The organism is Paenarthrobacter sp. TYUT067 (genome assembly GCF_023656375.1).
Lineage (GTDB): Bacteria > Actinomycetota > Actinomycetes > Actinomycetales > Micrococcaceae > Arthrobacter.
In genome coordinates this window covers 103425-115108 of sequence record NZ_JAMOIT010000004.1, presented here as the reverse complement: position 1 = coordinate 115108, position 11684 = coordinate 103425, and the positions used below count along the sequence as shown (strand labels likewise).

At 61.9% G+C, this 11684-nt stretch carries 11 protein-coding genes; 4 read left to right on the top strand and 7 right to left on the bottom strand.

Annotated features, from left to right (window positions below; genetic code table 11):
* Positions 1-10: 10 nt before the first annotated feature.
* The 3 genes from MOD31_RS04830 to MOD31_RS04820 are packed head-to-tail and all read right to left on the bottom strand — an operon-like array spanning position 11 to position 2466.
* Entirely contained in the window at positions 11-613 is a 603-nt protein-coding gene (locus tag MOD31_RS04830; protein WP_062071921.1) for a TetR/AcrR family transcriptional regulator, read from the bottom strand.
* Between the two features lie 37 nt (positions 614-650).
* Positions 651-2000 carry a phenylacetate--CoA ligase PaaK gene (gene paaK, locus MOD31_RS04825; RefSeq protein WP_250820009.1) on the bottom strand — a complete coding sequence of 450 codons (1350 nt, stop codon included), beginning with the start codon at positions 1998-2000 and terminating at the stop codon, positions 651-653.
* Between the two features lie 7 nt (positions 2001-2007).
* Entirely contained in the window at positions 2008-2466 is a 459-nt protein-coding gene (locus MOD31_RS04820) for a hotdog fold thioesterase (protein WP_142938136.1), read from the bottom strand.
* Positions 2467-2574: 108 nt separating this feature from the next.
* Between MOD31_RS04820 and MOD31_RS04815 the strand changes: the two genes are divergently transcribed.
* Entirely contained in the window at positions 2575-3153 is a 579-nt protein-coding gene (locus MOD31_RS04815; RefSeq protein WP_142938137.1) for a GNAT family N-acetyltransferase, read from the top strand.
* Here the strand turns inward: MOD31_RS04815 and MOD31_RS04810 are convergent.
* On the bottom strand, positions 3146-4699 hold the full coding sequence (locus tag MOD31_RS04810) for a bifunctional diguanylate cyclase/phosphodiesterase (RefSeq protein WP_250820008.1): 1554 nt from the start codon (positions 4697-4699) through the stop codon (positions 3146-3148). The genes MOD31_RS04815 and MOD31_RS04810 overlap by 8 nt on opposite strands.
* Before the next feature lie 2 nt (positions 4700-4701).
* On the bottom strand, positions 4702-5754 hold the full coding sequence (locus tag MOD31_RS04805) for a hypothetical protein (RefSeq protein ID WP_142938139.1): 1053 nt from the start codon (positions 5752-5754) through the stop codon (positions 4702-4704).
* Between the two features lie 107 nt (positions 5755-5861).
* Here MOD31_RS04805 and MOD31_RS04800 point away from each other — a divergent pair, with 107 nt between their 5' ends.
* On the top strand, positions 5862-6032 hold the full coding sequence (locus MOD31_RS04800) for a hypothetical protein (protein WP_017199100.1): 171 nt from the start codon (positions 5862-5864) through the stop codon (positions 6030-6032).
* 167 nt (positions 6033-6199) lie between these two features.
* Here MOD31_RS04800 and MOD31_RS04795 read toward each other — a convergent pair whose 3' ends face one another.
* Positions 6200-7843, bottom strand: a complete 1644-nt coding sequence (locus MOD31_RS04795) for an ATP-binding protein (protein ID WP_142938140.1) — start codon at positions 7841-7843, stop codon at positions 6200-6202.
* Positions 7844-8061: 218 nt separating this feature from the next.
* Here MOD31_RS04795 and MOD31_RS04790 point away from each other — a divergent pair, with 218 nt between their 5' ends.
* Positions 8062-8445, top strand: a complete 384-nt coding sequence (locus tag MOD31_RS04790) for an STAS/SEC14 domain-containing protein (RefSeq protein WP_166841768.1) — start codon at positions 8062-8064, stop codon at positions 8443-8445.
* Between the two features lie 19 nt (positions 8446-8464).
* Positions 8465-9274, top strand: coding sequence for a class I SAM-dependent methyltransferase (locus MOD31_RS04785; RefSeq protein ID WP_223940805.1), 810 nt, complete (start codon positions 8465-8467; stop codon positions 9272-9274).
* 60 nt (positions 9275-9334) lie between these two features.
* Here the strand turns inward: MOD31_RS04785 and MOD31_RS04780 are convergent, their stop codons facing one another.
* Positions 9335-11554 carry a S9 family peptidase gene (locus MOD31_RS04780; RefSeq protein ID WP_250820007.1) on the bottom strand — a complete coding sequence of 740 codons (2220 nt, stop codon included), beginning with the start codon at positions 11552-11554 and terminating at the stop codon, positions 9335-9337.
* Positions 11555-11684: the final 130 nt, after the last annotated feature.

The following is an 11684-nucleotide window of genomic DNA, read 5'->3' as shown; positions in this document are numbered from 1 at the left end:
TGAGAGAGCGTCAGGCGGCCGTGTGGAGGCCGTCGAAGGCCATGGTGATCACGTCGTCGGCGAGCTTTTCCGGGGACAGCGAGCCGCCGGGCTTGTACCACTCCACGATCGAGTTGATGGTGCCGAACAGCAGGCGTGTGACGGTGCGCGGATCAATGTCCTGGCGCAGGGAGCCGTCTTCCCGGGCAGCGGCAATCAGCTCGGCCACTTTGTGGTCGAAGGCGCGGCGGCGTTCCAGGGCGTTGCGCTCGATCTCCGTGTTGCCCCTCAAACGCAGGAGCAGGGTCACGAACGGCAACCGGTCCACCAGCACGGCAATGGTCTGGCGAAGCACGAACTCCAGCCGCGCATCAGCAGGCCCGGATGTAGCGGACGGCTCCTCCAGGATGGCTTCCAGGCCACCCAACGCGTGGTCCAGGGCGAGCTTCAGCAGATCGCCCTTGGACGGCACGTGGTGGTAAATGGCTGACTTTGAGATCCCGAGGTTCTCAGCCAGGATGCCCATGGACGTTGCGTCGTACCCGTGGCGGTTGAAGACGTCGACGGCGATGCGGAGCACCGACTGCTGGTCATAACCGGGCCGTCCGCGCTTGGTGGTGGTCTCAGTAGGCATGCTGGCATTTTCTCACGATCTCAGTGGTGGAAGGTGCTCAGCCCTTGGGTCGCATGTCGTAGATCCGGCGAAGCTTGCCGTTGGACCGTTCCAGGGAACCGGGCTCTACAACGTCTACTACGCAAGATGACCCAACGTGAATCTTGATCTGCTCGCGCAAGGTGTGTGCCGCCGTCGTGCCTGCCTCGGACGGGACGTTCTCGCGGCGCTCGATCTTGACGGTCAGCGAATCCATGCGCTTGCCTTCGGGGCGGGTGATTTCCAGCTGGAAGTGCGGGCTGAGCTCCGGGATGCGGAGCGCGATTTCCTCGATCTGTGACGGGAACAGGTTCACGCCGCGAAGGATGATCATGTCGTCGCTGCGGCCGGTGATGCGGCCCATGCGGCGGTGCGCGGGACGTGCGGTTCCGGGGAGCAGGCGGGTGAGGTCCTTGGTGCGGTAGCGGATGATCGGAAGCGCTTCCTTGGTGAGGGAAGTGAAGACGAGCTCGCCGGGTTCGCCGTCGGCCAGGACTGTGGAGTGGTCGAACGGATCGATGATTTCCGGGCGGAAGTGATCCTCCCAGATGTGGCAGCCGTCCTGCGTCTCAACAGCTTCGCCGGCCACGCCAGGGCCCATGACTTCGGAGAGCCCGTAGATGTCCGAGGCCTTGATGTTCATGGTGGTTTCCAGCTCGTGGCGCATCTCTTCAGTCCACGGTTCGGCGCCCAGAACGGCGTACTTGAGCGACGTTGACGTGGGGTCGATGCCTTGGTGCAGCATGGCATCGGCGATGGTCAGCAGGTATGTGGGTGTGGCCAGGATGGCGTCCGGCTTGAAGTCCTGGATGAGCTGGATCTGGCGTTCGGTCTGGCCTCCGGAGATGGGAATGACGGTGCAGCCGAGCGCTTCAGCGCCTGCGTGCGCGCCGAGGCCGCCGGTGAACAGGCCGTAGCCGTAGGCATTGTGGACCTTCATGCCGGGGCGGACACCGGAGGCGCGGAAGGAACGGGCCACCAGGGTTGCCCAGTTGGCGAGGTCGTTCTTGGTGTAGCCAACAACGGTGGGCCGGCCGGTGGTTCCGGAGCTGGCGTGGATGCGTGCCACTTGGTCCTGCGGGACGGCGAACATGCCAAAGGGGTACTCCAGGCGGAGGTCTTCCTTGGTGGTGTACGGGAATTTTCCAAGGTCGCTGAGCTCGCGGAGGTCCGAGGGGTGCACGCCGGCCTCATCGAACTTCCGTTTGTACAGCGGCACGCGATCGTAGGCGTACGCCACCGTGTGCTGGAGGCGCGTGAGCTGCAGGGCCTCGAGTTCGTCGCGGGAGATGGTTTCTTCACGGTCCAGCACGGCGTCGGCCTCCTTGGAAGAGGAAGCTGCGGGTGCGGCCACGGTGTTCTGCGTCATGGGATTCCTACTTCTTGGAGATGGTGCGGCTGCGGCCACGGAACTCAGCAATGAGTTCTCCGGGCTCGGTGTCGGGGGCGGCGTCGGCGTTGGTCGCGTAGATCTGGATGTCGTAGAGGCCGCTTCGGCCGGTGCTCGCACGGCGGTTGGCGACGGCGGTGATCACCTGGCCTTGGAACGCGGGCTTGATGAAGTTGATGTCGACGCCGGACGCCACCGTGATGTTGGCGGCTTGCTTGGGCGTGGGGTTGGCCGGGTTGCAGGCCAGGGCGAAGGCTGTGTCACCGAAGGCGAAGATCATTCCGCCGTGGGCCATGCCGAATCCGTTGAGCATTTCCTGACGGAGGTGCATGCGGATGGTGGCGTGGCCGTCGTCGAGTTTGAGGACCTCAATGCCCATCCATTCAGACGCGTAGTCGTTCGTCAGGATGTGGTGCTGTGCACCGGAGAGGGTTGTTTCAACCATGCGTCATTGCCTCCAGCTTTATTTACCGAATGTTCATTAGGTAATCCCAGATCGCGCCACGTGTCAAGGCTGGACCACGAATCGCCTGCACCTAGTAGCCTCGGAAGCATGCCCGAAATTGAGCTTCCCATCACCACCGATCGACTCATCCTGCGGCGCTTTGAGGCTGAGGACCTTGAGCGGTTCCATGGATACCAGTCCCTTCCCCAAACTGCGAGGTTCCTCCTACGTAACGAGCTGAGCAAAACCAAGTCCATGGAAGTCCTTGGCCGCTACGCGAACTTCGAGTTCCAGCAGGAAGGGGACTGGGTGTGTCTGGCCATCGAGCGCCAGGACCATCCGGGTCTGATGGGCGAGGTTGTGCTGAAGTGGCTTGAAGGAACCGGGCAAGCTGAGCTGGGCTGGATCCTCCACCCTGATGCCCAGGGCCACGGAATCGCCACTGAGGCAGCGGAGGCCGTGCTAAGGCTGGCTTTTGAGAAACTGTCATTCCACCGCGTGGATGCCAAGCTGGATGCCCTCAATGAAGGATCTGCCGGCGTCGCCAAACGCCTGGGTATGCGGCTTGAAGCAACTCTGGTGGACAACTGGCACTACAAGGGCAAGTGGGCCACGGAGAACATCTACGCGATCCTGGACTCCGAATGGCGCACCCGGCACCACCCTTGGACGCGGACCATCAGCTGACGGGCCAGGTCTTGTGGTGCTTCAGTTGTTCGGTCAACTGCGCCTCAGGCAGCGGACGGCTGAAATAGTATCCCTGGCCGCTGGTGCAACCGATGCTCAGCAGATACTCCGCTTGCTCAGCGCTTTCGATGCCTTCCCACACTGCCGCCAGTCCGCAGGCGCGGATCAATTGCAGGACAGCAGCCAGGAGAGCCGGTTGCGCGGGGTCGCTGCCCAAGGCCGAAAGGAGCGTCCGGTCCACTTTGACCGTGTCCACGGGCAGTTGGCGCAAGTAACTGATGGAGGAGTAGCCCGTGCCGAAGTCGTCGATTTCCAACCCCACTCCGAGGCGCCGGAGGCTGTTGAGCGTGTAACGGTCCAGGTCGTTGCCTTGAATAACAGCACTTTCGGTCAGCTCCAGGACCAGCAGCGACGGGTCCAGTCCGGCTGAAGAGAGGGCCTCGCGTACGTCCTCAATGAACTCCAGCCGCTGCAGGTCCGCCGCTGAAACATTGATGCGCATGCTGAAGTCGTGGGCCGAGGTCAGGGGGTCGCTGCGCCATTGTTTCAACTGCTCGACGGCGGTGCGGAGCACCCACCCGCCCAGATCGGAAATCATGCCCGTTTCCTCGGCAATGGGGATGAACTCGTCGGGCATGATGATCCCACGGGTGGGGTGGTTCCACCGGACCAAGGCTTCCACGCCCTCAATCCCGCGGGTGTCCAGCCTGATGATCGGCTGGTAATAGAGCACCAACTGAGAACCGGCGATCGCCTCTTTGAGTTCGCCCACCATCTGATTCCGCATTTGCCGGGCAAGCAGCATGTCAGGTTCGAACACCTTGAGCTTGCCGCGTCCGTTGGCCTTGGACTCGTACATGGCAATGTCCGCTTCCATCATGAGTTCCTCCGCACGATGGCCAGGATCGGCCATTCGAAGACCCATGCTGACCCCGCAGCGAAGGTGTTGGCCCTCAATCTCCATCACATCCGCCACAGCGGTGAGGATACGGCTGCCGATGGCGCTGGCCTCCGAAGGCGTCACGCCGGGAAGCAGGACAGCGAACTCGTCGCCGCCCATGCGCGCCACCATGTCCTGTTCGCGAACCGCGCCGCTGATACGCGTGGCTACTGTTTCCAGGACCTTGTCACCGATGGTGTGCCCCAGGGAATCGTTGATGGCTTTGAACCCGTCCATGTCCAGCAACAGGATTGCGGGCCGTTGGTTGCCCAGCACGCCATGAGCCTGGGCCTCGCTCAGGGCGTTGGCGAAAGCGGAGCGGTTGCTCAAGCCTGTCAGGGGATCGGTCATTGCCATCTGCTGCATTGCCAGATGGGCTTCATTGAGCTGCCGTGTGCGGGCCTGCACCCTTTGCTCGAGTTCTTCGTAGACGATCTGCAGGTCTTCGGCCAAGAGGTTGGTCCCCATGATCACGGCGTCAATTTCGTCCCGGGCATCGGATACTTCAATCCTGGTGTGCAGGTCACCCGCGGCCAACCTCACAATGCCCTCAAGAAGTAGCCCCAAGCGGGGGTCGTTCGCGGAGTACGATTCTGCGTCAGGCATGATCACTCCCCGTGTGGCCCGCCCCGGCGACTGACACTTTGCCGAAGGTGTTCGCGGACGGCTGCGCTGCGCTCCGGCAAGGCGGCCTGTTCGAAGAGTATGGCTGCTTCTTCGAATGCCGTGAGGCTTTCTTCAAGTCGTTGTGATTCCAGCAAAGTCCGCCCAAAAAGAAAATGCGCTTCGGCGGATGTTTGCGTAGCCAAAATAGAGGAGCGGGCACACAGCGGTTCCAGGATGGCCAAAGCTTCATGCATATCACCGGCCAGGTAATTCCAATGAGCGCGGACCAAGGACATTTCCAGGTGGTCCCGCTCGGATCCACCCACAATGTCGGTAGCCAGTTCTGCCCGCTCAATGCAGCGAAGTGTGGCCGCGTCACCGAGTTTTGCCTGCAGGCGCATTTCGGCTGAAGCGCGGTTGAAACGTGCCCACAAATCAACATCTTTGGACGGTGAAAGCCTTTCGGCGGCCAGATCGTGGTACCGGCCCCCATCCGCTACCCGATCCGCCAGAAAAGCAACGTTACCGATCACCCAATAACCCTTGCCCGCTGTGTCTTCATCAACGTCGTCGGTAATCAAGGTCTCCAGGACAAGACATTCCCGCCATGCATCATCCAGCAGCCGGCTCTCCGCCAAGGCCGCGATCAGGGCGCGCTGGGCCAGGACCTGGACGTAGAGGAGATCGGGGTCCGCGGCAGCGAGTTTTGCCGCGTCTGCTGCCACGGTTGCAGCTTCGGCAAGCCGGCCTAGGCCTTGCAACCCGATGGCCACCATCGTTCCAGCCTTGGCCCCGAGCTCGGGGGAGGTAGCGGTAAGACTGTGCTCATTCAGTGTGATGGCCAGTGCCAGATATTCTTCGATGCTTCCTTGATCGCGTAGGCACTCCGCCTGCAAGTAGCGCATGTTCCACCAAGCGGTTTCGTCGCCGGCGTCGCGGGCCAGTTCGGCAGCCTCTGCAGCCAGACTGAAGGCCTCGTCAAAGTCCCGCACCTTCCATTTGGCGCGTGCATTGAGTCCGGCAACAAGGTGGGGGGCCAGGTGTGGACTTTGCATATGCCCATTATCCATGTCATTGCGGAAGAAAAGCTCGTATAGTTTGCCCCGTGACTTTATTCAAGTCACGGTCAACAAATTCGCATCAGTACGAAAGGGCATAGCGGATGAAAAAATTTGCGGCAACCCTGCTCATGGCGGCGGTTCTGGCAGTCACCGGTTTCGCTGCCCCGGCCAATGCCGAGCCTACGCAGGACAGCACGGCAATTGGCTGGTGGCCGAACAGCACCACCACAGGTAAGACGAACACCACCAGCATCGGTTGGTGGCCGAACTAAACATTGGGGGAGCGCCTCTCAAGGCCTCATTAGCTGAATTGATGCCCCGGGCTGCTGCCCGGGGCATCAGTTTTGTTTCGCCGGATGTCGACTATTAGTGACGGGGCCCAAATCTTTTGGGCCCCGCGTTGACTCGGATGTCACAGCCGCTGGCTCGCAATTCACAACTACGGCCCGCCCACCGGCAACTCCACCGACACCGTGGTCCCGGACCCAAGGATGGAGTCGAAGGCCATACGTCCCATGTGACGGCTGATGATGTCATTGGCGATTGCCAGCCCCAGTCCGCTCCCCGGCACTGCCGCTGAGGTGGCGTTGGAAGCGCGGTAGAACCTGGTCAGGATGTGGGGGAGGTCGTGCTCAGGGATGCCAAGGCCGTTGTCCGCTATCCGGACGAGGGCTGCGGGGCCGCCATCCTCGAACGCGGACATGGCGCTGGTGATGCCAACGCGGCCGCCCTCGGGGGTGAACTTGATGGCGTTGGCCACGATGTTCGTGAACACCTGTTCCAGCTTGGCTTCGTCTGCCGTGACCTCAATGTCCTCGGCGGCCTCCGTGAAGGACACGGAAACGTGGCGGGATTCGGCCAGGGGACGGAGCGTTGCCACCACCACTTGGAGGAGTTTGTCTATATCAACCGGTTTGAGGTCCAAGTTGCTGCCGTCCTGCATGGAGACGGTGAGCATGTCCTCAATGAGCCTGCGCAGGCGGTTTGAGTTCCGGGCAATGACTTCCAGCATTTTCCTGATGCCGTCGGGAACCGGGCCGCCGGAACCGTCCTGGATCATGTCCAAGTAGGCGGTGATGGACGTCAGGGGCGTCCGCAGTTCATGGTTTACGGTGGCCAGGAAGTCAGTCTTGGCCTTATCGAGCTGCCTTAGCTGGTGCAGGACGCGCTGTTGGGCGCTGATGAGGTGGCCTTGGATGAGCCCGTGGGCTACGTTTCCGGCGACGTGCTGCATCAAGGCGATTTCCGGGCGGGTCCAGTCGTGCCGCTCCTTCACCGTGGACAAGAGGATGATTCCCATGGCGGAGGCGCCTTCGCCCACGGGGAGCAGCACAGTGGAGACCGGCTTGAGCTCTCCGGACCATCCCCTCAGTGCCTTTGCGATTTCCGAGTCGGGGAATTCGCGGTGGTCCTCCACAGCCAGGACATCGGCGTCGGACCATAGCTTGTTGGCCGTCTGGGTGATGATGTCCCCGCTCTCGCCTAACTTGGCGGGCAGGAGCGGCAGACCGGGCCGGTTCCATTGTGCCCGGATACTGGGTACCCGTTCATCACGGAAAGTGGCGAACCAGACGTGGTCCACGTCCAAGGCCTCACCAAATCCTCGAACCACGTGCTCTGCGATGAGTTGCGGATCGTTGGTCTGCCGGATTGCCGAAGAGACGTTGCGGAGGCTTTCCCGCAGCGCTTCGACTTCGCCCCGGGAACGTGAGCGTTCCCGTGCCCGGCCAATCAGGGTCTCCACCCGGTGGACCAGTTCCCCTGGACGCGGGGGGTTGATGACGTAGTCCGCTACGCGCCAGGACTCCACTTCTTCAAGGTCCACGGACTCCTGCTCATCAAGAAGGAGCAGCACGGGAGCTCCAAGGATGCCCAGTCCATGAGCGAGAGCGTTCTCCGCCACCACCACCGAGGGGTGTTGCTGTTGAAGGTGGTGGGCCATGGACGCAGAATCCTTGGCAGAAAAAACCTGGAAACCCGCGGCGTGTAGCGCGGATGTAGTGGCCGCCATGCGGTCATGGTTGGAGTCCGCTACGACTGCCGAACGCGAGGCATGCTGTTCCCCGGCAACGGTCTCGCCCACTGAGCCCCTTCCGTTCCACCACTGGTGCGCATTATTTCAGGATTTGGCAACACACTATCAGCGGCATCGCGGCCAGCGGCCGCCCAACCGGAAATGAGCTTTTGAGTCGCGGGTCACACCTTTACTTTGGCTCCGGGATTAGACAGCCTTGAGGGAATGAGCGAGGGGCGATCCATTCCGGGTTTCCCTGCAGCTGCCTTGAATTTGCGAGGAGAATTGTGGACCACCCAGCTACACCGCAAGACCACCAGGAAGTGATGTTCGAATTGGAGCTCGAACAGCCAGGGATACTGCGCCTGACATGGCCGCGTGGCGCCCGGATCCAGGAACGGGACGCGCAGAGGGCCATGGACAAGGTCAACGAACTCTGCGGAACGGACAGGCACCCCATGATTGTTGACATGGCAACAACGGACGATGTCACCAGGGGTGCCCGATCAGTTTTTGCCAAACCCTGCCAGGCGTCCCGGATCGCTCTCTGGGGTTCATCCCCGGTGGACAGGGTTATTGCCAATTTCTTCCTGGGCATCATGAAGCCGCCATGCCCTACCAAGTTCTTCACGTCCGAAACAGAAGCGTTGGAGTGGCTGGTGGAGGCGTAGCGCCCCATATATTTGGAGCATGATCTCCGCTCTCCGAAAGTACCTGCTGATACCCCGGCTCATCAGGCTTTCCTCGGCCGCCCCCAAGGATCCGCTCACGGCCTGGGACCAGTATTGGGGCAGAATCCGTTCCACCGGTGCCGCCGGCGATGTCCTGTGGGACTCGGGAAGCGCTCATGAATTGAACAGCTATCTTCCCCACCTGCAGCTGTTGGATCCTACGATCCCCATAGTGGATGTTGGGTGCGGGAACGGCAGTTTCACCCGGCTACTGGCCCAGCATTTCCCGCACGCATTGGGGCTCGACTACTCCGCCAACGCAGTGGACCGCGCACGGCAGGAAGCAGCAGGAATCACGACGGCGTCGTTCGCCGTGTGCGACATGACGGCACCTGACGCTGCGCAGACGGTGGGAAAGGCCCTTGAAGCTGCGGGCTGGACGGGAAACGCAAACGTGTTCATCCGAGGTGTTCTGCACGTACTGGACCGCAATGGCCAAGCCGCTTTGGCCGCAAACCTGCTGCCCGTCGTCGGGGCCCGCGGTGGCGTTTTCCTGGCCGAGACCAACTTCCCGGGCACCCCCGTGGACTATGTCAGCCACCTCGGGGCCACACGGAAATTCATTCCGGCTCCGCTTGAGGGAGCCATCCGGGGACTGCCTATGCCTGGCCGCTTCGGTGCTACGCAACGGGCAAAGGCCTTCCCGACGGCGGATTGGAACCTCGTGCGGGACGGTTCAGCGAGCATCGAGACACGCCCGTTGAGCAACCCAACGTCTCCGGATCTCATCCCTGGCTACTACGCACTGCTCAGGGCGCACCAAAGCTGAGGTTAGCGCAGCTGATGCCCCCGGACAGGCTTCATGAGGGCATCAGCTGTACTAAAACTCTTACTTGAGTCCGGCCCCGGGGAGCAGCTCTGTGGCACCGAGGGAATCGGCGATGAACGCGTAATCCCAAGCCCGCTCGCGCCACTGAACGTACCGGCCCGATGCGCCGCCGTGGCCACCATCCATTTCGATCTTCATGACGATCGGCTCGGAACCGGTGGATGCGGAGCGCAGTGCCTGGACCCACTTGGCCGGTTCAACGTACAGCACCCTGGTGTCGTTGAAGGACGTCACGGCAGCGATCTTGGGGTAGGCCGCAGCCTTCACATTCTCGTACGGAGTGTAGGACTTCATGTACGCGTAGGCCTCGGGGTCCGTGATGGGGTTGCCCCATTCCTCCCACTCCAAGGCTGACAGCGGAAGCTCAGGGTCCAGGATGGTGGTCAGAGCGTCCACGAACGGTACCTGCGCCACCACGGCAGCGTACTTCTCCGGCGCCATGTTGGCCACCGCACCCATGAGCAGTCCGCCGGCGGATCCACCCATTGCAGCAATACGCGAAGGATCAACCCAGCCGGAGCCTGCCAGCCAGTCCGTGGCCGCAATGAAGTCGGTGAACGTGTTCTTCTTGGTGAACTTCTTGCCATCCTCATACCATGTGCGTCCCAGTTCACCGCCCCCGCGGATGTGGGCAATAACCATGACGATTCCGCGGTCCAGAAGGGACAAGCGGGCCACGCCGAAGCCGGGATCCATGCTCATTTCGTACGAGCCGTAGCCGTATACCAAACCAGCGGCGGTGCCATCCTGCTTGACCGAAGCATGACGAAGCACTGACAGCGGGACCTGGGTGCCGTCGTCGGCCGTTGCCCATTCGCGGGTGGCGACGTAATCCGCTGCCGAGTAGCCACCCAACACAGGGCTTTCCTTGCGGAGCAGCAACTCGCCACGGGGCTGTTCGGCTGTAGGCAGGACGAAGTCGTAGACGCGGGACGGCGTGAAGTACGAGGTATAACCCATGCGGATCACCGGGGCTTCGTAATCAGAGCCGGCAACACCTGCAGTGTAGAGCTCCTCATCGAAGGCAGGCTCCACGGGCGTCCCCTGAGCCGCCGTGCCCAAGCCTGCCAGCGGGATCACCTGCACGCGCTCAATGGTGTCCTTGCGGACGGACAACACCAGGTGCGTGGACGTCACTCCCGCGCCGTTGACACGAACGGCGTCGGAGTGCTCGACGACGGTGCGCCAGTCCTGCTCAGCCAGCGGCTTGGTGAGGTTGGCAGGGTCCACCAGGCTCACCATCGAGTTGATGGCGTCTTTGTTGTGGGTGAGGAGCAGTGTTTCCTTGCCGTCCAGCAGGAAGGGCTCAGCCTCGTAGAGAACCTTGTGGTCGCGGGAGATGACGGTGGTGAGTCCGGCGTCGTAGTCCTCGAAGCGGAGCAGCCGCGTTTCGCTGAACTCGGAGCAGCCGACGCTCAGCACCAAGTGCCGGCGTTCGGAGGAGAGGTCGAAGCCGAGCCACATGGCGACGTCGTCCTCCTGATAGATGACTTCATCCTCGGCCACAGGCGTACCCAGACGGTGTGCTTTCACCTGGTAGGGGCGCCACGAATCATCCACGACGGTGTAGAAAAGGCGGGTTCCGTCCGGGGAGAAAGCAACCCCGTAGAAGATGTCCTCGATGATGTCCGGGAGGAGCTCGCCAGTGCGCAGATCCTTGATCCGCAAGGTGAAGCGTTCGTCTCCGGAGTTGTCCACCGCGTAGGCGTACAGGTTGCCATCGACGGTCACGGCGGCACCGCCGACGCTGAAGAACGGCTGGCCTTCTGCCTCGATATTGCCGTCCAGGAGTACCTCCTCACCGGGAAGCGCGACGCCTGCGTCAACTGCCGGGGGAGTCCAGTCCGCCACAGGATCGCCGGTGTTGTTGGCCAGGACACGGCACTGGATGCTGTACTCCTTGCCCTCCACCGAACGGCTGTAGTACCACCAGCCATCCTTGCGGCTGGGTACGGAAAGATCCGTTTCCTGGGTCCGGCCCTTGATCTCCTGGAACATGGCCTCACGCAGTGGCTCCTGGTGCGCCGTGACCGCTTCCTGGTAGGCGTTCTCTGCTTTGAGGTGGTCAACAACCTCGGCTGATTCCTTGTCCCTGAGCCACTCATAGTTGTCCACGAAGACATCGCCGTGATGTTCGCGGCGGGTGGGGATCTGCTGGGCGACAGGAGGCTGGAGTGTAGTTTCCTTGGCAGCGGCAGGGACGGAAGAAGTGTGGCTCATGTGGCCACTCTATAGACGGGCTCTGACACAGAACCAGCAATTTCGCTCAGAGCGGCCGGGGTGCGGGCGAATTGTGAGAGTGGCCCATGACTTGGAGCACAACGCGCCGGACCAGCGTCATGACTTGCCT

Bases quoted from the DNA above. Each gene is read 5' to 3' on its own strand.
- MOD31_RS04785 (WP_223940805.1), top strand. From the start codon at position 8,465: ATGATCTCCGCTCTCCGAAAGTACCTGCTGATACCCCGGCTCATCAGG.
- MOD31_RS04780 (WP_250820007.1), bottom strand. From the start codon at position 11,554: ATGAGCCACACTTCTTCCGTCCCTGCCGCTGCCAAGGAAACTACACTC.
- MOD31_RS04805 (WP_142938139.1), bottom strand. From the start codon at position 5,754: ATGCAAAGTCCACACCTGGCCCCCCACCTTGTTGCCGGACTCAATGCA.
- MOD31_RS04820 (WP_142938136.1), bottom strand. From the start codon at position 2,466: ATGGTTGAAACAACCCTCTCCGGTGCACAGCACCACATCCTGACGAAC.
- MOD31_RS04815 (WP_142938137.1), top strand. From the start codon at position 2,575: ATGCCCGAAATTGAGCTTCCCATCACCACCGATCGACTCATCCTGCGG.
- MOD31_RS04810 (WP_250820008.1), bottom strand. From the start codon at position 4,699: ATGCCTGACGCAGAATCGTACTCCGCGAACGACCCCCGCTTGGGGCTA.
- paaK (WP_250820009.1), bottom strand. From the start codon at position 2,000: ATGACGCAGAACACCGTGGCCGCACCCGCAGCTTCCTCTTCCAAGGAG.
- MOD31_RS04830 (WP_062071921.1), bottom strand. From the start codon at position 613: ATGCCTACTGAGACCACCACCAAGCGCGGACGGCCCGGTTATGACCAG.
- MOD31_RS04800 (WP_017199100.1), top strand. From the start codon at position 5,862: ATGAAAAAATTTGCGGCAACCCTGCTCATGGCGGCGGTTCTGGCAGTC.